This window comes from Pseudomonas sp. 13B_2.1_Bac1, from assembly GCF_025466155.1.
In the GTDB taxonomy this organism is placed as follows: Bacteria; Pseudomonadota; Gammaproteobacteria; order Pseudomonadales; family Pseudomonadaceae; genus Aquipseudomonas; species Aquipseudomonas aylmerensis.
This window is the reverse complement of record NZ_JANLOH010000005.1, coordinates 56,855-77,553: the sequence shown is the minus strand read 5'-3', so window position 1 is coordinate 77,553 and position 20,699 is coordinate 56,855. Positions and strand designations below refer to the sequence as shown.

The 20,699-nt window shown below is 61.0% G+C and carries 23 protein-coding genes; 15 read left to right on the top strand and 8 right to left on the bottom strand.

Translation table 11 applies throughout. The features are described 5' to 3' along the window. Window positions 1-303: 303 nt before the first annotated feature. Complete coding sequence (locus NTD80_RS00935) at window positions 304-2,430, bottom strand: TonB-dependent receptor (RefSeq protein WP_262131744.1); 2,127 nt, start codon at window positions 2,428-2,430, stop codon at window positions 304-306. 93 nt (window positions 2,431-2,523) lie between these two features. Further along, complete coding sequence (locus NTD80_RS00930; protein ID WP_065906318.1) at window positions 2,524-2,913, bottom strand: DUF2946 domain-containing protein; 390 nt, start codon at window positions 2,911-2,913, stop codon at window positions 2,524-2,526. A 92-nt stretch (window positions 2,914-3,005) separates the two neighbouring features. Here NTD80_RS00930 and NTD80_RS00925 point away from each other — a divergent pair, with 92 nt between their 5' ends. From NTD80_RS00925 to NTD80_RS00915, 3 genes are all read left to right on the top strand, one after another. Next, window positions 3,006-3,443, top strand: coding sequence for a DUF3995 domain-containing protein (locus tag NTD80_RS00925; RefSeq protein ID WP_065906320.1), 438 nt, complete (start codon window positions 3,006-3,008; stop codon window positions 3,441-3,443). 819 nt (window positions 3,444-4,262) lie between these two features. After that, the gene (locus NTD80_RS00920) at window positions 4,263-4,493 is read left to right on the top strand and encodes a hypothetical protein (protein WP_262131743.1); all 231 of its coding nucleotides are present in this window, start codon (window positions 4,263-4,265) and stop codon (window positions 4,491-4,493) included. Window positions 4,494-4,580: 87 nt separating this feature from the next. Then, complete coding sequence (locus tag NTD80_RS00915; protein ID WP_262131742.1) at window positions 4,581-7,079, top strand: TonB-dependent siderophore receptor; 2,499 nt, start codon at window positions 4,581-4,583, stop codon at window positions 7,077-7,079. Window positions 7,080-7,149: 70 nt separating this feature from the next. On the opposite strand, the gene NTD80_RS00910 is transcribed toward NTD80_RS00915, so the two are convergent. Next, window positions 7,150-8,535 (bottom strand): PLP-dependent aminotransferase family protein, encoded by a 1,386-nt coding sequence (locus NTD80_RS00910; protein ID WP_262131741.1) that lies wholly within the window; start codon window positions 8,533-8,535, stop codon window positions 7,150-7,152. 183 nt (window positions 8,536-8,718) lie between these two features. On the opposite strand from NTD80_RS00910, the gene NTD80_RS00905 reads away from it, so the two are divergent. Both NTD80_RS00905 and NTD80_RS00900 read left to right on the top strand, forming a co-directional pair. Continuing rightward, on the top strand, window positions 8,719-9,159 hold the full coding sequence (locus tag NTD80_RS00905; RefSeq protein WP_262131740.1) for a carboxymuconolactone decarboxylase family protein: 441 nt from the start codon (window positions 8,719-8,721) through the stop codon (window positions 9,157-9,159). A 92-nt stretch (window positions 9,160-9,251) separates the two neighbouring features. Continuing rightward, entirely contained in the window at window positions 9,252-9,581 is a 330-nt protein-coding gene (locus tag NTD80_RS00900; RefSeq protein WP_065906328.1) for a hypothetical protein, read from the top strand. A 20-nt stretch (window positions 9,582-9,601) separates the two neighbouring features. Here the strand turns inward: NTD80_RS00900 and NTD80_RS00895 are convergent, their stop codons facing one another. Next, window positions 9,602-9,724 carry a hypothetical protein gene (locus NTD80_RS00895; RefSeq protein ID WP_262131738.1) on the bottom strand — a complete coding sequence of 41 codons (123 nt, stop codon included), beginning with the start codon at window positions 9,722-9,724 and terminating at the stop codon, window positions 9,602-9,604. Window positions 9,725-9,850: 126 nt separating this feature from the next. Here NTD80_RS00895 and NTD80_RS00890 point away from each other — a divergent pair, with 126 nt between their 5' ends. The 4 genes from NTD80_RS00890 to NTD80_RS00875 all read left to right on the top strand — a co-directional run bounded on the left by NTD80_RS00890 (window position 9,851) and on the right by NTD80_RS00875 (window position 12,292). Further along, on the top strand, window positions 9,851-10,546 hold the full coding sequence (locus NTD80_RS00890; RefSeq protein WP_262131737.1) for a fumarylacetoacetate hydrolase family protein: 696 nt from the start codon (window positions 9,851-9,853) through the stop codon (window positions 10,544-10,546). Window positions 10,547-10,582: 36 nt separating this feature from the next. Further along, the gene (locus NTD80_RS00885) at window positions 10,583-11,482 is read left to right on the top strand and encodes a helix-turn-helix transcriptional regulator (RefSeq protein WP_262131735.1); all 900 of its coding nucleotides are present in this window, start codon (window positions 10,583-10,585) and stop codon (window positions 11,480-11,482) included. Window positions 11,483-11,581: 99 nt separating this feature from the next. Next, window positions 11,582-12,028 (top strand): GNAT family N-acetyltransferase, encoded by a 447-nt coding sequence (locus tag NTD80_RS00880; RefSeq protein ID WP_262131734.1) that lies wholly within the window; start codon window positions 11,582-11,584, stop codon window positions 12,026-12,028. A 3-nt stretch (window positions 12,029-12,031) separates the two neighbouring features. After that, window positions 12,032-12,292: a hypothetical protein gene (locus tag NTD80_RS00875; protein ID WP_065906336.1), complete on the top strand. Its 261-nt coding sequence runs from the start codon at window positions 12,032-12,034 to the stop codon at window positions 12,290-12,292. A gap of 265 nt (window positions 12,293-12,557) precedes the next feature. Here NTD80_RS00875 and NTD80_RS00870 read toward each other — a convergent pair whose 3' ends face one another. Beyond that, window positions 12,558-13,502, bottom strand: a complete 945-nt coding sequence (locus NTD80_RS00870; protein WP_262131733.1) for a GGDEF domain-containing protein — start codon at window positions 13,500-13,502, stop codon at window positions 12,558-12,560. Between the two features lie 248 nt (window positions 13,503-13,750). On the opposite strand from NTD80_RS00870, the gene NTD80_RS00865 reads away from it, so the two are divergent. Continuing rightward, complete coding sequence (locus NTD80_RS00865; protein WP_065906338.1) at window positions 13,751-13,999, top strand: DUF1652 domain-containing protein; 249 nt, start codon at window positions 13,751-13,753, stop codon at window positions 13,997-13,999. Here the strand turns inward: NTD80_RS00865 and NTD80_RS00860 are convergent. Beyond that, a complete protein-coding gene (locus NTD80_RS00860; protein ID WP_162946075.1) occupies window positions 13,996-14,136 on the bottom strand; it encodes a hypothetical protein in 141 nt (46 codons plus the stop codon). The two genes, NTD80_RS00865 and NTD80_RS00860, sit on opposite strands and share 4 nt — an antisense overlap. A gap of 226 nt (window positions 14,137-14,362) precedes the next feature. On the opposite strand from NTD80_RS00860, the gene NTD80_RS00855 reads away from it, so the two are divergent. Genes NTD80_RS00855 through NTD80_RS00840 form a run of 4 tightly spaced genes read left to right on the top strand, consistent with a single transcriptional unit; the run spans window position 14,363 to window position 16,170 of the window. Then, on the top strand, window positions 14,363-14,674 hold the full coding sequence (locus NTD80_RS00855; RefSeq protein WP_106804209.1) for a YXWGXW repeat-containing protein: 312 nt from the start codon (window positions 14,363-14,365) through the stop codon (window positions 14,672-14,674). A gap of 31 nt (window positions 14,675-14,705) precedes the next feature. Continuing rightward, complete coding sequence (locus NTD80_RS00850) at window positions 14,706-15,284, top strand: RNA polymerase sigma factor (RefSeq protein ID WP_201144142.1); 579 nt, start codon at window positions 14,706-14,708, stop codon at window positions 15,282-15,284. Further along, window positions 15,281-15,706, top strand: a complete 426-nt coding sequence (locus NTD80_RS00845) for a hypothetical protein (protein WP_106804207.1) — start codon at window positions 15,281-15,283, stop codon at window positions 15,704-15,706. The genes NTD80_RS00850 and NTD80_RS00845 overlap by 4 nt, the downstream gene beginning before the upstream one ends. Next, window positions 15,703-16,170: a periplasmic heavy metal sensor gene (locus NTD80_RS00840; RefSeq protein ID WP_262131726.1), complete on the top strand. Its 468-nt coding sequence runs from the start codon at window positions 15,703-15,705 to the stop codon at window positions 16,168-16,170. The genes NTD80_RS00845 and NTD80_RS00840 overlap by 4 nt, the downstream gene beginning before the upstream one ends. A 213-nt stretch (window positions 16,171-16,383) precedes the next feature. Here NTD80_RS00840 and NTD80_RS00835 read toward each other — a convergent pair whose 3' ends face one another. Both NTD80_RS00835 and NTD80_RS00830 read right to left on the bottom strand, forming a co-directional pair. Continuing rightward, a complete protein-coding gene (locus tag NTD80_RS00835; protein ID WP_262131724.1) occupies window positions 16,384-17,817 on the bottom strand; it encodes a serine hydrolase domain-containing protein in 1,434 nt (477 codons plus the stop codon). A gap of 24 nt (window positions 17,818-17,841) precedes the next feature. Beyond that, window positions 17,842-18,756 (bottom strand): LysR substrate-binding domain-containing protein, encoded by a 915-nt coding sequence (locus NTD80_RS00830; RefSeq protein ID WP_262131722.1) that lies wholly within the window; start codon window positions 18,754-18,756, stop codon window positions 17,842-17,844. A 379-nt stretch (window positions 18,757-19,135) separates the two neighbouring features. Between NTD80_RS00830 and NTD80_RS00825 the strand changes: the two genes are divergently transcribed. Further along, on the top strand, window positions 19,136-20,698 hold the full coding sequence (locus NTD80_RS00825; RefSeq protein ID WP_262131720.1) for an ABC transporter substrate-binding protein: 1,563 nt from the start codon (window positions 19,136-19,138) through the stop codon (window positions 20,696-20,698). Window position 20,699: the final 1 nt, after the last annotated feature.

Below are 20,699 nucleotides of genomic sequence, written 5' to 3'. Positions count from 1 at the left end.
ACGATCAAAACTGTGGGAGCGGGCTTGCTCGCGAAAGCGGTGTGTCAGTCACTGAAGGTAATGGCTGATTCACCACTATCGCAGGCAAGCCAGCTCCCACATTTGGGTTGTATTCCAAGGTTGGAACCGGGTTGATCCGACTGCTCAAATGCCGGTGCAGCACCGCGCCCCCAGGCCCGAACAACGATCAAAACTGTGGGAGCGGGCTTGCCCGCGAAAGCGGTGTGTCAGTCGCTGGAGAGGCTAACTGACCCACCGCCTTCGCGAGCAAGCCCGCTCCCACATTTGGGGTGTATTCCAAGGCTAGAACTTGGTCTGTACCGCCAGCTCAAACGTGCGCGGGGCGCCCAGGTAGTACGCCGGGGAGACATGGGCAAACTCGGCATAGACTTCATTTGTCAGGTTACGCACGCGACCGGTGATCGAGGTATGTGCGTCGACCTTGTAGCGCAGGAACGTCCCGAAAAGCGTGTAAGCCGGCACTGTCTGCGTATTGGCGTTATCCGCGTACACCTGCGCCACGTACCGTGCATCCACGCCGCCTTGCCAATCCTCGGCAAAATCATACGTCAGCCACACATTACCCACGCGCTTGGGCACGTTGGTGGGCGTATTGCCCTTGCGCGAGACCACCGCGCCGCTCGCGACTTTTTCGTTGAACTCGTCGTACTCGGCATCTACCCAGGCGAAGTTGCCTTCTGCCAGCAGCCTTGGCGTGATGCGCAAGGAGCTGGCCAGTTCGATGCCTCTGGACGACTGCGCGCCGACCGGAATGCTGCTGGTGGGGTCCTGCGGATCGGTGACGGCAAAGTCCTTGCGCTCGATTGTGTAGGCCGCCACGGTGGCCGAGCCCCGGCCGTCCAGATAATCGAACTTGCTGCCCACTTCCCACTGTTTGCCCGTCGATACATCGAACACTTGCGTGGTGGTACTCGGTTGCTCGGCAGCGGTGCTGTATTGCACATAGACATTGGCCGAGGGGATGAACTGGTACGTCAAGCCCACACGGCCGGTCACCGGCTCCCAGGTGCGGGTGAAATGCCATGGGTTGCTGGCGGTAACCGCGCGGTGGTTGGTGACATCCAGGTCGATGGCGTCATAACGCAGACCGGTCAGCAGCGACAATTTGTCAGTCAGACCCAGGCGATTCTCCACGAATAGCGCCTTGGTGGTGACTTCGCTGGTCTTGTCCTTGCCGAAGCTTTCCCGGGTGCGCGGGATGTCGTAGAAGTGCCCTGGATCGAAATTGTTCGGATCCACGGTGCTGTTGCCCGGCACATTCAGCGGGGTGTTGGTGGTGCTGTTGACCTTGTACTCAAAGCCGCCGGACCAGGTGGTCGACAAGCCAAAGAGGCTGTCTTCGTGGCGCAGTTCGAACTGGTTGCCGTGCTGTTCACCCTGATGACGCACCTGATAGGCAGTGGAGCGGTTCACCGCGCTGTTGTCGGCGTTGTACTGGTAGGTTTCCAGGTTGCGGTAATCGCGCTGACTGTCCAGGTGGTAGAGCGTGTTCTTCAGGGTGGTGCTGTCGTTGATACGGTAGTCGATGATCGAGCGCGCCCAGATCGTGCGTTGCTCGTAACGGCCATCGGCGACGTTGTAGTTGTTGAAACGGTTGTGCTTGTCGATCTTCAGCTCGCCGGCCTTGGGGTTGAGCACCGGCGTGCCCCAATAGGGGCTGTCCTCGTGTTCATCCTGATATTCCACGGCCAGCGTATGCGAAAGGTTGGGAGTGAGATCACTGAGCAGGGAAAACGCCAGGCTCCAGGCGTCGCGCTGGTCGCGATCGATGTAGCTGTGGTTGGTATTGCGGCTCACATCCAGGCGCGCGTAGTGCTGGACGTCGGCACCGGGGTCGGTGAGAGCGTGGTTGACCCCCAAGGCCATGCCGACGGTGTCGTAGCTACCATAGGTCAGTTGGCCCTCGGCGGCCTGTTCCTCACGCGTGGCCAACTTGGTCACGTAGTTGAGCGAACCCCCCACGGAGCCGGCGCCGTTGATCAGGGAGGAGGGGCCGCCGACCAATTCCACCCGGTCATAAATCCAGGCATCCACCGGTCGGGCCAGGCCCGTGGCGACGTTGATGCCATTGAACATCTGGGTGATCTGGTTGCTGGTGAAGCCACGATACGACACAAACCCGCCAAACCCCGGCGGCGCGCTGGCGTTGACGCCGGGCAGGGTGTTGGCCGCATCGCGGAAGGTCTTCGCCCCATGGCGCTCGATATCGTTGCGATTGGCAATCGCCACCGACGCCGGGGTTTCCCGCACGCTCAAGCCCAGCCGCGAAGCGACGCCGCTGGATTGGTCCAGGGCAAGGCCGGGCTCGGCGGTTTGCTCGCCATCAACGGTGGTAGGCGCCAGTTCAATGGCCCAGGTGCAGACAGGCAGGCAGCCGAAAAGGCCCGCCAACAGAGGTAAATGTTTCATGTCGAATCCTGAAAAACTTGGCTCGAAAACAACGCACGGCCGCCCGTCCTTCCTTGCGGAAACGGTGGTCAGTGCAGATCGGAACGCGAAGGATCAGGCGAGGGCGGGTGGCGCACGCGGATGGGCCGTGGGCCAGGTGAAACGGGCAGGGATGTCAGCGGCAGCAACGATCGCCGGCGGTGGCGCATGCGGTTGCGGCAACACCGCCACATTCAGGCTGGAATTGAGCGCCGGGCCCATGCCGCCGGTCGAGCACAACGGGCAACCAAATGCCTTGGACAGCGTCGGCAACTGCTCATCGGCGGAGTTGGACGGCTTGGGTGCCTGGGTACGCGGATCGACGGTACAGAACTGCCCGCCGATGCCGTTGAGTTGCATCCCGACCATCTGCCCATGACCAATACTGCAGGCGAACACATTGAACAGGACGCAGCAATACAGCATCCAGGCAATGAGCGAGCGGTCGGCACGGGCGATTTTCATGGGGCGGCACTTTACCATCAGCCGCCGACGAAATGCCTGCAAAAAATCTCAGGGCGACTATCCTGTCTCGCATCTTTTCAGGGAGAACCATCATGAGCTTTGTCATCGCACGATGGATCGTCGGCGTATTCACCTGCATCAGCATGGTGCACCTGTACTGGGCCGCCGGCGGCAAACTCGGCAGTCTCGCCGCCATCCCCCAACTACCCGGTGAATTCGCCAGCGGCCCACGCCCGGCGTTCAAACCCTCGGCGCTGGGGACCTTTCTGGTCGCGATGGGGCTGGTGGCGATTGCGCTGCTGGTGTGCCTGCGAGCGGGTTTGTACTTCTCGGCGGTGTCCCATGGGGCGTTGCAATGGGGGATCAGCGCGATTGCCGTGGTGATGTTTGCCAGAGCGATTGGGGATTCGGAGTTGGTGGGGTTCTTCAAGAAAGTCGGCGGGTCGAGGTTTGCACGACTGGATACGTATTTTTATTCGCCGTTGTGTCTGGTGTTGGGGGTAGGGTTGTTGGTGGTGGCGTGGGGATGAACTTGGCTCAGTTAGTTTAAGCCCAACTTACACAGTCATGGTCGTCCATGTAAACCAAGAACGACAAACTTATGTCCGTTATCCTAAATGGATATCCCGTTGTTTCAGATAAAATACGCTCAAGTTGTCGGGGGTTTTCGATCGGTCGGGAAAATCGCACCCAGCGGCGTAAAAAATTTCGCAAAGAGATATTATTAATGCCTTCAGTTCATCGATATTAAGTTTTCTGTTTCTGATCGATGGCTTCTCTAAAGCTTCATTAATCTCTGTTTCTGAGTAATTCATTGAGTAATGCCAATGCTAGAGCGGCTTACGCGGAGTGGTTTAATCAAAAGTGGAACTGGGTGAGGGGGCGAATGGAGGCTGACCACGGGGCATGGGAAGCCCATCATGTATTTATGAACTCAAAAAAATAATCAACAGCTCCGGTTATATAAATATTTGGGTCGCAAAGTGAAATGTATTTGGCCTTGAATTCAATTGATGCGTTTTTGTTGATTGCTTGAAAGTAAAATTGATCCTCATTGCGTGTGATGTTCAAGAAAAACACTTTTCGAATGGGTAGGTTTTTTATTTTCAAGTCGCGAATGCCATGGCAATCAATCCCCATTCTGCAAGTGTTATAGCCTTTGCCCTCCTATTTAGTCGGTAATGTGTCTGGGAAGTTGGGGGTGTCGAATCCTAATGACGGTCTATCATTTTCTATCTGCAAGAAAATAATGCGATTTTTCCAATCTCTACAGGTTTGATGAATAGCTTCTCGAAGAATCTATTTCTCTCTAGTTCATTCCAGTATTCCATTCTTATCCTGAAGTCATAATGTTCCTTCAACATAATGACTGTCGAGCTGCGATCCTCCAGCCCGATCACCTCTATCGAGATGCCGCCTATCGGCAAGGCGTCGGATTCTGCCGCAGGAAAAACCGCTGGATGAGCGGTTCAAAAAATCAGAAAAGGCCCACCTATCGAGGGAAAAAGCCTCAAAAAAAACACCCCCCGAAACCACACAAAAAAGCGCCGCAGCTGATTGCAGCTGCGCTGGCAGAATGAATCTCAAATAAAAACTTCTCTCATTACTACCCGATTTCTGGACATGGCCGTCATGGTTTATAGAACCTCTCCTACACAGGATTTCCCATGTCGCGCCTCGCTCGTCCTTTGCATCCACTGGCCCTTTCAGTGGCGATAGCCTTTGCCGCCGTGCCGTTGCTGACCGTCCAAACCTCCTTCGCCGAAGAAAGCCGCGCGATGCGTGGCTTCCAGATTCCGGCTGGCGACTTGAGCCAGGCTCTCAACAGCCTGGCCGAGCAGGCGGGCCTGGTGCTGGCATTCGACGCAAGCCTGACGCGGGGTAAGCACAGCAACGGCCTGAGCGGGCAATACGATATCGACGTGGCGCTGACCCAGTTGCTCGCCGGCAGCGGCCTGCAGGCCCTGAAGCTCTCCGCCGATCGCTACCGCCTGGAGGCCATCCCACAGAGCGGCGGCGCCATGGAGTTGCAGGCTACCACCATCAGTGGCGCGTACCAGAGCGAAAGCCCCACCGGGCCGGTCTCCGGTTATGTCGCGACGCGCAGTTTGTCGGGGACCAAGACCGACACCGCGGTGATCGAGACCCCACAGTCGATCTCGATTGTCACCAAAGACCAGATGCGCGCGCAGAATGCCGAGAGCCTCAACCAGATCCTGCGCTACAGCGCCGCCGTGATCCCGGAAACCCGTGGCGCCACCGCGTCACGCCTGGACCAACTGACCATTCGTGGCTTTGCCCCGGCCACCTACCTGGACGGCTTGCGGATGCCATCGAGCCGTGACGCCTTGCCACAAAAAGATGCGTTCGACCTGGAGCGCGTCGAAGTGCTGCGCGGCCCGGCCTCGGTGCTGTACGGGCAGGGCACGCCGAGCGGGGTGGTCAACATGGTCAGCAAGCGCCCGCTGGACACGCCGTTCCACGAAGTGGGCGTTGAATACGGCACGTTCAACAAGAAACGCACCACCTTCGACCTGAGCGGCCCGATCGATGATCAAGGCGTGTATTCCTACCGCGTCGCCGGCCTTTTCGATGATGCGGACGGCCAGGTCGAACACACCGAGACTCGTCGCCAGTCGCTGTCCAGCGCATTCACCTGGCGCCCGGATGAGGACACTTCGCTGACCTTGCTCGGGCATTTCCAGAAGGATCCCAAGGGCGCGTCCTACGGTTCGGTCCCGGCGTGGGGCTCGGTGCTGCATAGCCCCACCGGGCGCAAGATCGATGTGGATTTCTACGACGGCGAGAAGAATTTCGAAAAAAGCGACCGCGAGTACTACTCCCTCGGTTATGCGTTCGAACATCACTTCAACGATGTGTGGACCGTGCGCCAGAACGCGCGTTACCTGCGCACCGAGGGCCAGTACCGCAGCCTCTACAGCAACTACCTGTTGACGGACTATCGCACCATCCGACGCTCGACCATCGCCAGTGACGTCGACATGGATGCCTACACCCTCGACAACCAGCTGCAGGCCAAGTTTGACACCGGGCCGTTGCAGCACACGCTGTTGATGGGCCTCGATTACCAGAACACCAGCACCGACACCAAGTCCGGTTCGGGCGTTTACACCGCCGGGCCGACCCTCGACATTTTCGACCCGGTCTATGGCGCGGCCGTCCCGGTACCGGCGTACACCACGGATGGCACCTCGCGCAGCGAACAGACCGGCGTGTATCTGCAAGAGCAGATGAAGTGGGACAAGTGGGTGCTGCTGCTGGGTGGTCGCTATGACTGGGCAAGCACCGACAACAGCACGCAGACTCTGAGCACCGGTGCCAAGACCAAGTCTTCCCTGGACAGCAAGGCGTTTACCGGCCGGGTCGGCCTGGTCTACCTGTTCGACAATGGCCTGGCGCCATATGCCAGCTATGCGGAGTCGTTCAACCCGCAGTCGGGCACCGGGTATGGCGGTTCGGTGTTCAAGCCGACGGAAGGCAAGCAGTACGAAATCGGTATCAAGTACCAGCCGCCGGGCAGCAACAGCTTTATCACCGCGGCGATTTTCGACCTGCGCCAGACCAATGTACTCACGACCGACCCGGATCCGACCCACCTGTGCGGTTCCGGTCGCTGCCAGAGCCAGGACGGCGAAGTGCAGTCGCGAGGCTTTGAACTCGAAGGCAAGGCCAGCCTCAACGACAACCTGGATATCACCGCGGCCTATGCCTACCTGGATAACCGCATCAGCAAGTCCAACAGCACCGTGCGCTATGCACCGATCAGCGACATCGGCGTAGGCCCTGCCATCGACGCCGAAGGCACCACCACCTACGCGGTACCGCGCCACACCGCTTCGGCGTGGGCCGACTACACCTTCCACGACGGCCACCTCAAGGGCTTCGGCGTCGGCGCCGGCGCGCGCTATGTCGGTTCGTCCTGGGGCGATACCGCCAACACCCTGAAGGTGCCGGGCTACACGTTGTTTGACGCGGCGGTGCACTACGACATCCCGAATATCGCCAACCTCAAGGACAACCTGCGCCTGGCGCTCAACGCCACTAACCTGGCGGACAAAGAGTACGTTGCCTCCTGCTATTCGTACTCGTGGTGCTGGTATGGCTCGCAGCGCACGGTGCAGGCGAGCGCGACCTACCAGTGGTGATCTGAACAAAGGTCTTGGCGAACACGTACGTGAGCAGCATCGCCAAGGCCTGTCAGGGCGCGTGTGGACGCTAGCCCGTAAGGCATTCGAGGAGACGCTGACCCAAGGCCTCGGCGCTGGCCTGGGAGTCGATATTGGCAAAGCCCAGCAGCAGGCCGGGGCCGGTTTGCTGCACCATGCTCCAATCGCTCAAGGCCTCGGCAAAAATGCCGGCGTCGGCCAGTCTCTTCACCAGCAAACGGTCCGATAGTGGAGCCTTGAGCCGCAGGACCAGGTGCATCCCGCCCGGCTGCGCATCGATGCCAATATGCTCGCCCAACACCTTGCGCAGGCCGTTGGCGGTGGCGTCGCGGCGTTCGCCATAGAGCTTGCGCATGCGCTGGATATGGCGGGCGAAATGCCCCTCGGCGATAAAGCTGGCGACGATTGCCTGGGTCAGTTCCGGGCAATGGCCGAGAAAGCTCTGGCTCACCTGCGCAAAGTGCGCAACCTGGGAGGAGGGCACCACCAGGTAGGCCAGGCGAATGCCGGGGAACAGCACTTTGCTGAACGTGCCGGCGTACAGCACGCGACCCTCGCGGTCCAGGCTCTTGAGGGCAGGCAGCGGGCGGCTGACATAACGGTATTCGCCGTCATAATCGTCTTCGATGATCCACGCCTGCTGGCGCGTGGCCCACTCCAGCAACTCCAGGCGACGCGGCAGTGACAGCGACACGCACAGCGGGCTCTGGTGGGCGGGGGTGACGATCGCCGCGCGGGCGTCGCCGGCCTGGCGCACGCACAGGCCATCGGCGTCTACCGGGAGCGGCACGGTGTTGATGTGCAGGTACTCGAGCAGGGAGCGTGTCGGCGGGTAGCCCGGGTCTTCCACCAGCACCCGGTCGCCGGGCTTTAGCAATGCGTGGGTGATCAGGCTCAAGGTGTTGCGATAGCCCGAGGTGACAAACACCTGCTCCGGCGTGCAGTGGATACCCCGGGCCACCTGCAAATAGCTGGCGATGGCGGTCCGCAGCGCGGGCAGGCCCTGGACCGGCGGGTTGGCCATGTCGGCCAGTTGCGTGGCGCGCACGCAGCGGGCGGCGATTTTCGACCAGATCTTGCGCGGGAAGGCATCCAGCGCGGGCAGGCCCATCTGGAAGGGCAGCACCGGCTGCTGACGGCGCACCGCGTGGTAGGGCGCGGCCACCACGCGCGTGGGCAGGGCGGCCTCGATACCCTGGGCCACCACCGTTCCGGCCTGGCCGCGCGACTCCAGGTAGCCCTCGGCGGTGAGCAATGAGTAGGTGCTGTCGATGGTGCCGCGCGCCAGCCCCAGCTCCTTGGCCAGGGCCCGCGCCGCCGGTACGCGCTCGCCCGGCTTGAGCAGCCCTTCGGCAATGGCACTGCGAAAGCGCCAGTAAAGCTGGCGGTAGATCGGTTCGGCGTCGGTGAGATCCGGCGGGGGCAGGGTGTACATGGGGCCTGGCTCCAGGTCGTGGCTGATCTCACTCTACCGGGGCCATGACCCATTCCCAAGTGCCATAACTGCACTAAATGACCAGGCCATCATGGCCTATGCATCAGCGCCATTCTTGGCTCTTCAGAGGTGAGCCATGGCCCCGCAAGATGGCCCCTTCACTCAACCGCAACAGGATTTACCATGACCACTCGCCTCGATTACACCCAAGCATCCCCGGAAGGTTACAAGGCTTTCGGCGGCGTCTACGTCTACCTGCAGAACAGCGGCCTGCCCAAGGCGCTGATCGACCTGGTGTACCTGCGCGTTTCGCAGATCAACGGCTGCGCGTTCTGCATCGACATGCACGCGCGGGACCTGCTCAAGCAAGGCCTGGCCGTGGATAAACTGGTACTGGTGCCGGTGTGGCACGATGCCCGCGACGTGTTTACCGCGCGTGAACGCATCGCCCTGGCCTTCGCTGAAGCCGTTACCCGCAGTGATGTGTCGGACGCGGACTACGCCGCCGCCGCCGCCGAATTCAATGCCAAGGAACTGGCTGACCTGACTTACGGCATCGCCCTGATGAACGCCTTTAACCGCCTTGGTGTCACCTTTCGCACCACGCCGGCAGCGGCGGCCTGAAACATTGCGCAAGAAGGCAATTTAATGGCCCCCCTGTAGGCAAATCCTCGCCAAAATCACTTTTATTTTCAGGTGGTTAGGTGAGGAAGCAAATGCGCACTGTTGGAATCATGCTGATCGCCTGCTCATTGGCCGGCGGCGCGGCTGCCGTGCAGGCACGGGAGCTGCGCGAGGGTGACAAGTACATGTGCAGTTGGGGCGCCGGCACCGCCGCCAGGGCCCAGGAACTCAAGCTGTCGGGCGTGTCGCTGTATGCCGCGCGGCAGAAGATCCAGACCATCAAGTTCAGCAAATCGTGGATGCGCATGATGGCCATGGGCATCACCGAACAGACCTATGACAGCCGTTCACGGCTCAAGCCCGAGGCGATTCGCCAGAGTTTCTACCAGGATTGCCTGCGCTATAAAGTGGCGCGCAAATAACCTCCGGCGGTTTAAAACGACTACGGTGAGCCGGCATCTTCCTGGAAAAATACGTTCGCCGTGGCGATAAACCATCGGTTCGCCTGGGACAGGCATACAGCGGCGCGCCAGCCCAGGTTGAAGTGCATGGACTGCGCAGGCATCGACTGATGCCGGGCAGTGCGCCGCAGGAGCAAACACCGCCCAGTGCAAAATCTGCGTAAGCCTGTCCAACTTCGTCGCGGGCACCCTCGCCATACTGGTGCCAGGCAAACCAAGAGGCACAGACCATGACCGAGTATGTCTTCACCCCCGCGCAAACCCCCTCGTTGGCAGTCAAGGGCAGCGACGCGCGCTTCCCCTTGCGCCGGGTTTTTTGCGTCGGCCGCAACTACAGCGAACACGCCCGCGAAATGGGGCACGATCCGGACCGCGAACCGCCTTTTTTCTTCATGAAACCCGCAGACGCGGTGGTGCCGGCCGAGGGCGTGATCGCCTATCCGCCGCTGACCGCCGACCTGCATCACGAAGTCGAACTGGTGGTGGCGATCGGCAAGGGTGGGGTGGACATCAATCCTGAAGATGCCTTGTCCCACGTCTGGGGGTATGGCGTCGGCATCGACCTGACGCGCCGCGACCTGCAGGCCGAGGCGAAAAAGCTCTCGCGTCCGTGGGAATGGGCCAAGGCTTTTGACGAATCCGCACCGACCACCGCGTTGCAACCGGTGAGCGCCGTCGGGCATCCGTCCAGCGGCAAAATCTGGCTCAAGGTCAATGGTCAGCTCTGTCAGGTCGGCGACTTGGCAGACTTGATCTGGAACGTCAGCGAAGTGATCAGCCACGCCTCCAAATCCGCAGCCCTCAAGCCCGGCGACCTGATCTTCACCGGCACGCCCGCCGGTGTCGGCGCGGTGCAGCGCGGTGATGTGCTCAGCGCCGGCATCGACGGCCTTGGCGAGTTGCGTTTCACCCTCGGCCAGGGTTGAGGCTACAGTGGTGCCCAGGACATCCGAGAGACCGTTATGCCAGGCACCCGCGTCACCACTTACGGCATGGAGCAGCGCAGCGACCGCCCCGACTTCTACATCCGCGACAAACGCGGCAGGGCGGCGCTGACCAGTCCTCATCGCCATGAGTATTTCCAGATCCAGATCAACCTTGGCGGCGACACCGTGCAGCATATCGGCGGCGCGGTGCGGCCGTTCCCGCGTAATGCCCTGGCATTCATCCTGCCGCATCGGCTGCATGTGATCCCGCATCCCGAGGATGGCGAGTTCTTGTTGATCAACTTCAGCCAGGCGTTTTTCCTGCCGCAGTTGACGTGCGATCCGCTGGACCTGGAAGACATCCCCATCGGCCAGGCGCCGGAACTGTCGCCGTTTCGCTTCCAGGAACAGCTGGACTTCATCCTCGACGATGCCACGTTCGAGCAGGTCAAAACCTGGCTGGCGCATATGCGCGACCTGGATGCCCATCGCACTTTCGGCGCGCGCGAGCGCCTCAAGGGCTATCTGTTCCAGGTGATCGGCCTGGTCTGCGAGCAATACGCCGAGCCGTTACAGGCGTTCGCTGCCAACAACGCCACCCGACGCGGGCGCAAGGATGCCCTGGCGCGGGTGCAGGCGCATATCCGCGAGCACTTGCACGAACCGACCCTCAACCTGACCGATACGGCCGCCGCGGCCTTTTTGTCGCCCAACTACCTGACCCACCTGCTGCGCAAGGAAACCGGCAAGCCTTTCTCGCAACTGGTGCTCGACCGCCGCATGCAATTGGCGCGCACGCTGTTGCTCAACGGCACGCAGATGATTGGCGTGATTGCACATCGCTGTGGGTTTACCGATGAGGCGTACTTTTCCCGCTGTTTCCGCAAGGCTCACGGCATGGCGCCGGGGCAATTCAGGCGTCAATCCACTGCATAGCGGCCGGCTTGCCGCTGCCCGTTAAGGCGTTTTACAAATCCACGACAATCGGTGTGTTTCTATTTGCATACAATTGCGCACTTCATCAGGGAGGCCAGTATGCAAACACGTATCCGCGCGGCGACGACGGATGACATCGACACGCTTTTTGCCATCCGCACCTCGGTGGTGCAGAACCACCTGAGCCGCGAGCAGATGGCCGACCTGGGCATCACGCCGCAGGTGCTGGCCGACACTATCCAGGCAGCGCCCTGTGCCTGGATTGCCGAGGTGGAGGGCCAGCCGGTGGCGTTTGCCATGGTCGACTTGGCGCAGGGAGAGGTGTTTGCAATGTTCGTCTTGCCGTCGCATGAGCACCTTGGCCTCGGACGCCAGTTGATGGCCGTGGCCGAGGCGGCGCTGTTCAAGCATCACCAGCGACTGTTCCTGATCACCGATGGTGGTGCCGACATTCGCGCCAACGGTTTCTACCAACGCCTGGGCTGGTCGGTAGTGGGCCGGGGCGAGGGTGACGACGTGCGTTATGAAAAGAGCAGGGTGGACTAAACCATGAGGCCCCTTGAGCCGCAGCCGTCCAACAGCCTGCGCTACTATGCGGTCGGGGTGCTGTGCGTGGCGGTGCTGCTCGGGGGGTATTTCATGCAGCTCAACGCCAAGGCGGATCGCCAGCGCGAGGAGGCCGCCGAGCGCCTGGCACTGTGTCGGCAAGTTGAGCGGGTTGCCAGTGTGGCAGTGTCCGGCAGCCTTGAACTTCGCGATAGCTGCAAACAGTTGAGCGAACAGTCGATCAGCAGAGGCGCACCGAATTAATCAATAACCCTTTCTTATACGTGGATATATAAGCGGAAGTTGCACCAAAAAGTGGCATTAATACCGCTGACTCCCTTTAAAAAAGTGTGGTTATTGAATGACTTACAACACTTTTAATCCGACGAAAGGATTAAAATAATCTTGTTACGGCTTTTTACAATCGGTAATATTGCCGGGCGTTCACCTCCCACGGTTTATGCATTTTTAAATCCCAAGTTTCCATCAGCTACTTGGGATTTTTTTTGCCTGTCATTTGACCTCGGCGTCAAACTTCACCCTCGGCAAACTCTGCGCGCATGCGTCCATTACGTTTGGCCTGGTACAGCAACTTGTCGACGTCTTCGACAAAACCCAGCATCGCACTCTCGGGTGTGACGATCCGCGTACCGACACCCAGGCTCAAGGTCAGTTGGTTGGCGACGGGCGAAAAGCCGTGTTCGATCTGCTGCTGGCGGATCAGATGCAGGCAGCGTTGTGCCACTTGCCGGGCCGACGCCGCGTCGGTTTCCGGCAGCAGCCACACAAACTCTTCACCGCCGATACGCGCAATGAAATCCCGTGGGCGATTGGCCGCCTGCGACAGTGTGCGTGCCACCTGGCGCAGGCATTCGTCACCCTTGATATGCCCGTAGTGGTCGTTGTACTGCTTGAAAAAATCGATATCCAGGATGATCAACGACAGCGGCAACTGGCTGCGCTGGGCGCTGGCCCATTCGCGCTCCAGCACGGTGTCGAACATGCGCCGGTTGGCGATGCCGGTGAGGCCGTCCTGATAGGAATATTCCTCGAGTTGTTTCTGCAGGCGCACCAGGTGTTCTTCGGTCTTCTTGCGCTCGCTGATATCGAACATGAAGCCAATCAGTGCCTCGACTTCGCCCTCTTTGCGCACCACATGCACTACGTCGCGAATCCACACGTAGTCGCCATTCGCCGTCAGCGCGCGGTAGTCAGCCTCGTGGTCGACGCCGGCGCGCGATTGCGACATGCAGAAATTCACCACGTATTCGCGGTCATCCGGGTGCATGCGTTCGACCCAGTCATCGACGCTGACCCAGCTTTGCGGGGTCCAGCCGAGCAATGCCTCGATCTGCGGGCCGATATAGCTGAAGGTCATGGTCTGCCAATCGATGCGCCAGGGGATGGCCTTGGTCGACTCCAATAGCGTCTTGTACACGTCACTGTCGGGCTGGCTCGGAGGGGCGATGCGCATGCTGGAATGCTCGAGATGATGGCCAAAAGCCAAGAGCGTCTTTTGATCCACGCCTGGAGTCAAGCCCGGGCTTTGGCAGTAGACGAGAGGTCTGGTTGACAGCTTTTCTGACGCCAGCGAACCGGCGGTTTCGGGGCAAAATGAGTCAGGGTTGGCACTTTTGCGTGAATAGCCCCACCCCCTGCAAAACCTCATCTACTCTGTCTGCATCACAACTACCGGGTGAGGCCCAGGGAAGGGGACTTATCATGATTTCCATCGTCGAATTCAACCGCATCATGGCCTCCGGCTTCCTGCCGCTTGCGTGCGATTGCACGGTGAACAGCGACGGTTCGCTGCGCATCAGCGTGTTCGAGCCAGTGTCCGGACGCGTCGATCTGCTGCTGACGCGCGTGTCCCCCGAGGGTCTGGACAGCATCCGTTCCATCGCAAACCTGATCGGCGAACTGCGCACCGAACTCAAGGCCGGCCGCCGTGGCTTTGCGGCGGTCAGTTAACTGTCGACGGTGTGGCTGGGCGTGTCGAGCGCGCCGTAGTAGCGCCAGCAGCAATGGCGGTGCTCCGGCAGGATCACGCAACCGCTGAGGCTGACGATCAGCAGGGCGGCAACCAGCATGGTAAGGCGACGGTACATGGTGTTTCCTCTTGGTTTTACCTGCGTTAATCCTTCAACGCGGCCACCCGTGTAAATCCGTCGCGAAGCTTTCAGATATTTCATCAAGCCCTCTCATCCCCTGCGCAATACTGCTGGCGAGCACTGCCCGAAAATAAATCCGCGCAGCCCGCGACGGATTTTTTGCGCACCCGCCGTTCAACCCATCAGCAACCCGCACTTTCGCCGGTTGCATGAAGGAGTTGCCATGAGACCCCTGGCCAAATTGCGTTTTGCCTTGCTTGCTCCGCTGGCGCTCGCCGCGTTTGTGAGCACCCCGACTTTTGCCCAGACCGAAATCATCATCCAGCAGGCACCCCCGCCGCAGCGTGTGGAAGTGATTCCCGCCCAGCGCCCCGGCTACGCCTGGGACCGAGGCCACTGGCGCTGGGAAGGGCGCGGCTACGGTTGGGTGCCGGGTCACTGGCAGCCGGTGATGCGCAATGCGCGTTGGGAGCCCGGCCACTGGGAAGCCCATGGTCCGAACTGGTACTGGCGCGAAGGGCATTGGATCCGCTGAAACTTGACCCTTGGCCCCGAGAACTACCCGATTGAAAGACACTGATCCGGACGTTGAACTGCTGGCGCGTATCGGCAATAACGAACCTGCCGCCGTCAACGAAATGGTGACGCGCAAACTCCCGCGTTTGCTGGCGCTCGCCAGTCGGATCCTGGGCGATGCCGATGAGGCCAAGGACGTGGCCCAGGAAAGCTTCCTGCGCATCTGGCGCCAGGCGGCCAACTGGCGCAGTGGCGAGGCGCGTTTCGACACCTGGTTGCACCGGGTCGCGCTCAATCTGTGTCACGACCGCCTGCGCCGGCGCAAGGAGCGCCCGCTGAGCGACGAGGACACGGCGGAACTGGCGGACAGTGCGCCGCCACCGGATGAACAGCTGGAAACCCTGGACCGCAGTGCCCGCATGGCCGCCGCGTTGGCGGCCTTGCCCGAACGCCAGCGCGAAGCCATCGTGCTGCAGTACTACCAGGAGCTGTCGAATATCGACGCCGCGGCCCTGATGAATATCAGCGTCGAGGCACTGGAGAGCCTGCTGTCGCGGGCCCGACGTCAGTTGCGCAGTCAACTTGCCGACACACCCGGGCTTGCCCGCCCAGGAAGGGGAAAATCATGACACCCGAACGCTTTGCTTATCTGGCCGACGTGTACGGCGCGGACCTGCAGCGCTGGCCAGACACCGAACAGCGCGCCGCCCAGGCGTTGCTCGACAGCGGCAATCTGCATGCGCGCGACGCCCTGCAGCAGGCGCGCTGGCTCGACCATCAGTTGGACAGCCATCAACTCGCGTTGGCCGACCCGGCGCTGGTGCGGCAGATACGTCAATCCGCGCCACGCTCATTCTGGTCACGCTACGCCAGCTGGTTATCGCCTGCCGGCCTGGTCGGCGTGGGGATTGCCGGCATCGTCACCGGGATGCTGGTGGCGTCCATGAGCGTGCCGTTGCCCATGTTGTCATCCGAAGTGCTGCCCAGCGTCTTCGACCAGGGCGACGCCGAAGTCGTCTTTACCGTCAACGCTGAGGAAACCGAGCAATGACCGTCAGATCCCTTAAACCGTGGTTGTTCGTTTCGGTGCTGCTCAATGTGTTTTTGATCGGCGGGGTCGGCGGTGGCCTTTACCACTGGATGGCCAGCGCCAAACCGGCGCAAGTGCTGGTCAACCAGCACGGCCTGCGCCAGGCCATGATCAAGCTGCCACCGGAGCGGCGCAGGGAACTGCGCCAGTTGCTGCGACAGAACAGTGCCGACAGCCAGCCGTTGATCATGGCCGGACGTGAGGCGCGCATGGGGGTGATCAAGCAGATGGAGGCACCCACGCTGGACCATGAAGTGTTGGTGGCCGAGTTGGCCAAGGCGCGCGAGGCGGATGCGGCGCTAAGGGCGTTGGTGGATGGCACCCTGGCGCAGTTTGCCGGGACCTTGCCGCAGGATGAACGGCAGAAACTGGTGGAGGCGTTGTACCTGCGCGGGCAGGAGCGGGGGAAGAAGCCTCGGTCTTGAGTCCACATCCGTTGCTGCGCTCGCGGTTGCCATGGGTTGCGCTTACAGCGAGTCACTTTGGAAAAGAGCCGGAATGCCGGCGCAGCCCAAAGTAACCCAAGGGCTCGCATGGCGACCACGGTCAACCTGTAGAAGCTGGCTTGCCGGCGATGCCGGCACCTGGGTGTTACGCCCAGCCAGGTTCTAAAGATTCTATGTGGTGACCGGGTTGACCTACAGACGTATGCCCACCAGCACTTCCTGCTCTCGCTCTGCGCTGTTGACGTTCACCGTGCGGGCGAAGCTCACGCTGTTGCCTTCAAACACACATTTTACCCGATCCCTGAATGCGGTCTGCGGATAGATCCAGGTCATCTCCAGCGTCTTTTGATCCAACCAGCGGGCACCGGCCACGATCTGTGCGTGGTTGAATTCATAACCATGGTGCAACGCACGGCCCGGCATGCTGGTGAGCCCTGTAAGCCAGTGGTCGATGCCGATCTGCAAGCGATGGGTGGCCTGGCTGTCGGTCAGTTCGAAAGTGAGTACATGGCCTGTAAACGCGAACGACAGTTGGCGCACGCCAAGCCCGTTTTCGGCCACGGCAAACACGCGTATCGAATCCTCGGGCGCTGGGCAGTTTGAAACCAGTAGCGGCTGCTCAGCCATGCTCGCCAGCCGTTGCTCCAGCCGTGCATCGGCTTCGGGTTTCACGCTGCAATCCTCGCTGAAGGCTGCGGGAAAATAACGCTCGATAAACGGCACGATCTCTGCCGAGTTTTTCATCCCGCCTACCAGCACCAAGGTTGCGTTGTGTTCGCGGTACACCGCGGCCATCTGCACGAACACCCCCAGCGCACTGAAGGCTGGGCGCGGTTTCATCATCCAGTGGTAGCCGTAGCGGCTGTCGGGGCCGCCCTGGGGTTGGGTAGCGGCCTGGACCCACGCCGCCGGCAATACCTGCCGGCCGTCCCAGACACCGTTCTGGGCATGCAATACCGCCAGTTTCAGCGCCGCCGACACGGGGGCGGTAAGGCCGTTGCCGCCGGGGTTCACACCGTCCGGGCCGATGTCCCAGGTTTCATTGTGAATATCCAAGGGGATGAACAGGCGTGGCTTGAGGTAGTCGTGCAGGGTTTGGCCGGTGACGCGGTTGATCAGCGCCGAGAGCATGTAGCTGGCCGCGCTGGTGTACACGTATTCGGTGCCCGGCGCGTAGGCCAGGGGAATCTTGAAGAACTCGGCGATCCAACTGGTGCTGATGCTGCGCCACACCGAGCCGGAGGTGTTGCTGGCGTGCCCGGTGCGCATGGTCAGCAGGTGTTCGACAGTCATGTCGGCCAGGCGCGGGTCGGCGTTCGCGGGGACTTCATCGGGGAAGAAACTTACCAGCCGATCATCGAGATTGAGCAATCCTTCTTGGATGGCCAGGCCGATGGCGCAGCCGGTAAAGCTCTTGGCCATGGAGTGCAGCACGCGTGGCTCATTGGGATCTACCGGCCAGGTCCAGCCTTCGGCAACCACGTGGCCGTGGCGGTGCAGCATGAAGCCGTGCAGGTCGAGGTCGGCGGCCTTGACCTCATCCAGAAACGCGATCAAACGGTCGGGGTCAATGCCAAGGCTGCTGGCGCTGGCGCGCGGCAGACCATCGTAGGAAGTCAGGGGCATGAAAAGGCTCGGCAAGGGTGGCGATCAACGGCTGCGGTGTACCAGCCGGGAATAGGAAATCAGCATGCTGGTGAGTTCCTGGCTGACCCCGGTGAGGGGCGCTGAACGGCGGCTGATCAGGCACACATCACGGGGTGCCAGGGGTTCTTCGATGGCGATGGTGGTGAGTGCGCTGGAAAACAGCTTCATCCCCGGCAGCATGCGCGGTTCGATGGTCAGGTAGTCGGTTTCCGAGACGATGTGCAGGGTTTCCAGCAGCGAGTCGGTGGTAATCGCGATCTTCGGCGGCGCCAGGCCCTGGGTGCGGAACAGCTGGACCAGGCGGTTTTCCGCGCCACCGATGACACCGGTGGAGCGCACGCTGATCCATTGGCAGTCCACCAGTTCCCGCACCGATCTGGCCTGGCCCAACGGATGGCCCTTGCGCGCGATAATGCCGGCGCTGGAGCTGTAGAGACGGTCGATGGACAGGTCGATATCGGTGACATTCGGTGCCAGCGGGCACAGCACGAAATCCAGGCGACCATCGCGGACCTTTTCGACCAGGCCCTTGGTGGTGCCGCTGGCCACGTGCACCTGGAGGCGCGGGAAGCGTTGGGTGAAGTTGCTCAGCACCGGCACCAGCAGCTCGGCCAGGGGCTCGGAGGTCACGCCCAGGTCGATATGGCCTTCGGGCTCGCCTTTCCAGGGTTGCAGGTCGAGCAGCGCGCGTTCGCAATCGAGGGTGATGGAACGGGCGCGCACCAGGAACACTTCGCCAGCCGACGTCAGGTTGATGCCTTGGTTCGAGCGTTGCAGCAAGACCACGCCGAGTTCTTTTTCGAGGGTCTGGATCGATTGGGTCAGGGTGCTTTGCGCCACGTCCAACTGGCGCGCGGCAGAGCGGAAACTGCCTTTTTCGACCACGGCACAGAACGCACGAAGATGGGTGAGTGTCATGAAGGACGGCCTCGGGTTTGAGCATTTGAACCATTGAATACCCGCCAGCTTATCTGATGCCTCCAGGTGCGCACAGATCGGTTTGGCCGATCAGGTTCAATATTTCTGAACGCGCGCAAACGGCTCCGGGCCCTGATTTTTCGGTAGGCTGGGGGCAGGTTGTGAACGGCTCGGAAGGTGATCGGAAAAGCCGAGCCTGATCACCTGGAGCGTTCTTCTCAAGCTTGCCGCGTGAAGAATAAGATCGGTCCAGGAACATTCGCCGACCGTGAAGGCGACTAAAACAACAACAACTATCCAGGTGTTCGGCCGTGCCTCTTTTTGGGTCCTGCCAGCGTCCGAACCCCAAGCGTAAGGATCATTTAAGGTGCATTTATCCATGAACAAGACTTTAATCCTGGCAGGCGCTTTGTCTGCGGCGCTGGCGGGTACTGCCCACGCCGAAAGTGTGTTGAAGGTGGCGCTCAACGCCGATATCCGCAGCACCGACCCCGGTGTGAACCGTGACACCAACTCCGACGCGGTGATCATGCACCTCACCGAAGGGCTGGTGGCCTTTCGTGAAGACGCCACCGTCGGCCCGCTGCTGGCCAAGGACGTGCAGGTGTCCGACGACGGCCTGCGCTACACCTTCCACCTGCGCGACGGGGTGAAGTTCCAGAATGGCAAGGCGCTGACCTCCGCTGACGTGCTGTGGACCTGGAAGCGCTTCCTCGACCCCAAGACCCAATGGCGCTGCGCGCCTGAATTCGATGGCCATGGTGGCGCCAAGATCGTCGACATGAGCGCCCCGGACCCACTCACCGTGGTGTTCACCCTCGACAAGCCCAATGGCCTGTTCCTTACCAGTACCGCACTGCCGGAGTGTGGCGGCAGCGGCATCCTGTCCGCGGACTCGCTCAACGCCGATGGCAGCTGGAAAGCCCCGGTCGGCACCGGCCCGTTCAAGCTGGGCGAGTGGAAGCCCGGTCAATACGTCGAACTGCTGCGTAACCCCAACTACAGCGCCCGCGATGAACAACAGCCCGATGGCTACACCGGCAACAAATCCACCACCCTCGACCGCGTGCGTCTGCTGGTGATCCCGGACCCGGCCGCCGCCAAAGCCGCCTTGCTGTCGAAAAACGTCGACTTGCTGATCGACGTCACCCCGCTGGACGCCACCGAACTGGCGGCCAACCCCGGCGTGCGCGTGACCTCCAGCGGCACCATGTCGGTCAACGCCTTGCTGTTCCAGACCCGCGACCCGCTGCTCAAGGATGTGCGCCTGCGCCAGGCCATCGCCCATGCCCTGGATTCGGCGCAAATCGTCGAAGCCCTCACCGGCGGGCGTTCCAAGGCCAACAACTCGATGGTCGCCAGCGGCAGCCATTACCACACGGCCATCGAAGACCAGGGCTACACCTTCGACCCGGCCAAGACCGCGCAATTGTTGCGTGAGGCTGGCTACAAGGGCGAGCCGATCAAACTGATCGTCAACAAACGCTACGCCGCGATTTTCGACATGGGCGTATTCGTGCAGGCCATGGCCAAGGCCAGCGGCATCAACCTGGAGCTGGAGACTCTGGAGTGGGGCACGCAACTGGAGCGCTACCAGAGCGGCAACTACCAGATGATGGCGTTCCCGTACTCCGAGCGCCTCGACCCGGCCCTGAGTTTCGATTCGATGACCGGCGACAAAGACAAGGAAGCCCGCAAGGTCTGGGACAACCCCCAGGCCCGTGAATGGCTGCGTGAAGCCCAGCGCGAAGGCGACATTACCAAGCGCCAGGCATTGTTCGATCAACTGCACCAACAGATGATCAAGGATGTGCCGATGATCCCGATGTACAACGGCAACGCGATTGCCGCCAGCCGTGACTACGTCAAGGGCCTGCGCACTTGGCCGGTGTCCAAGCCGCGCCTGTGGACCGTCAGCGTCCCTGCTTCCGGGAGCAATTGAG

Coding starts and splice junctions, on each gene's coding strand:
- NTD80_RS00840 (WP_262131726.1), top strand. CDS start 15,703: ATGACCGTCAGATCCCTTAAACCGTGGTTGTTCGTTTCGGTGCTGCTC.
- NTD80_RS00835 (WP_262131724.1), bottom strand. CDS start 17,817: ATGCCCCTGACTTCCTACGATGGTCTGCCGCGCGCCAGCGCCAGCAGC.
- NTD80_RS00890 (WP_262131737.1), top strand. CDS start 9,851: ATGACCGAGTATGTCTTCACCCCCGCGCAAACCCCCTCGTTGGCAGTC.
- NTD80_RS00870 (WP_262131733.1), bottom strand. CDS start 13,502: ATGCGCATCGCCCCTCCGAGCCAGCCCGACAGTGACGTGTACAAGACG.
- NTD80_RS00915 (WP_262131742.1), top strand. CDS start 4,581: ATGTCGCGCCTCGCTCGTCCTTTGCATCCACTGGCCCTTTCAGTGGCG.
- NTD80_RS00935 (WP_262131744.1), bottom strand. CDS start 2,430: ATGAAACATTTACCTCTGTTGGCGGGCCTTTTCGGCTGCCTGCCTGTC.
- NTD80_RS00875 (WP_065906336.1), top strand. CDS start 12,032: ATGAGGCCCCTTGAGCCGCAGCCGTCCAACAGCCTGCGCTACTATGCG.
- NTD80_RS00830 (WP_262131722.1), bottom strand. CDS start 18,756: ATGACACTCACCCATCTTCGTGCGTTCTGTGCCGTGGTCGAAAAAGGC.
- NTD80_RS00885 (WP_262131735.1), top strand. CDS start 10,583: ATGCCAGGCACCCGCGTCACCACTTACGGCATGGAGCAGCGCAGCGAC.
- NTD80_RS00925 (WP_065906320.1), top strand. CDS start 3,006: ATGAGCTTTGTCATCGCACGATGGATCGTCGGCGTATTCACCTGCATC.
- NTD80_RS00930 (WP_065906318.1), bottom strand. CDS start 2,913: ATGAAAATCGCCCGTGCCGACCGCTCGCTCATTGCCTGGATGCTGTAT.
- NTD80_RS00865 (WP_065906338.1), top strand. CDS start 13,751: ATGATTTCCATCGTCGAATTCAACCGCATCATGGCCTCCGGCTTCCTG.
- NTD80_RS00895 (WP_262131738.1), bottom strand. CDS start 9,724: ATGCCTGCGCAGTCCATGCACTTCAACCTGGGCTGGCGCGCCGCTGTA.
- NTD80_RS00860 (WP_162946075.1), bottom strand. CDS start 14,136: ATGTACCGTCGCCTTACCATGCTGGTTGCCGCCCTGCTGATCGTCAGC.
- NTD80_RS00880 (WP_262131734.1), top strand. CDS start 11,582: ATGCAAACACGTATCCGCGCGGCGACGACGGATGACATCGACACGCTT.
- NTD80_RS00900 (WP_065906328.1), top strand. CDS start 9,252: ATGCGCACTGTTGGAATCATGCTGATCGCCTGCTCATTGGCCGGCGGC.
- NTD80_RS00845 (WP_106804207.1), top strand. CDS start 15,281: ATGACACCCGAACGCTTTGCTTATCTGGCCGACGTGTACGGCGCGGAC.
- NTD80_RS00855 (WP_106804209.1), top strand. CDS start 14,363: ATGAGACCCCTGGCCAAATTGCGTTTTGCCTTGCTTGCTCCGCTGGCG.
- NTD80_RS00910 (WP_262131741.1), bottom strand. CDS start 8,535: ATGTACACCCTGCCCCCGCCGGATCTCACCGACGCCGAACCGATCTAC.
- NTD80_RS00905 (WP_262131740.1), top strand. CDS start 8,719: ATGACCACTCGCCTCGATTACACCCAAGCATCCCCGGAAGGTTACAAG.
- NTD80_RS00825 (WP_262131720.1), top strand. CDS start 19,136: ATGAACAAGACTTTAATCCTGGCAGGCGCTTTGTCTGCGGCGCTGGCG.
- NTD80_RS00920 (WP_262131743.1), top strand. CDS start 4,263: ATGTTCCTTCAACATAATGACTGTCGAGCTGCGATCCTCCAGCCCGAT.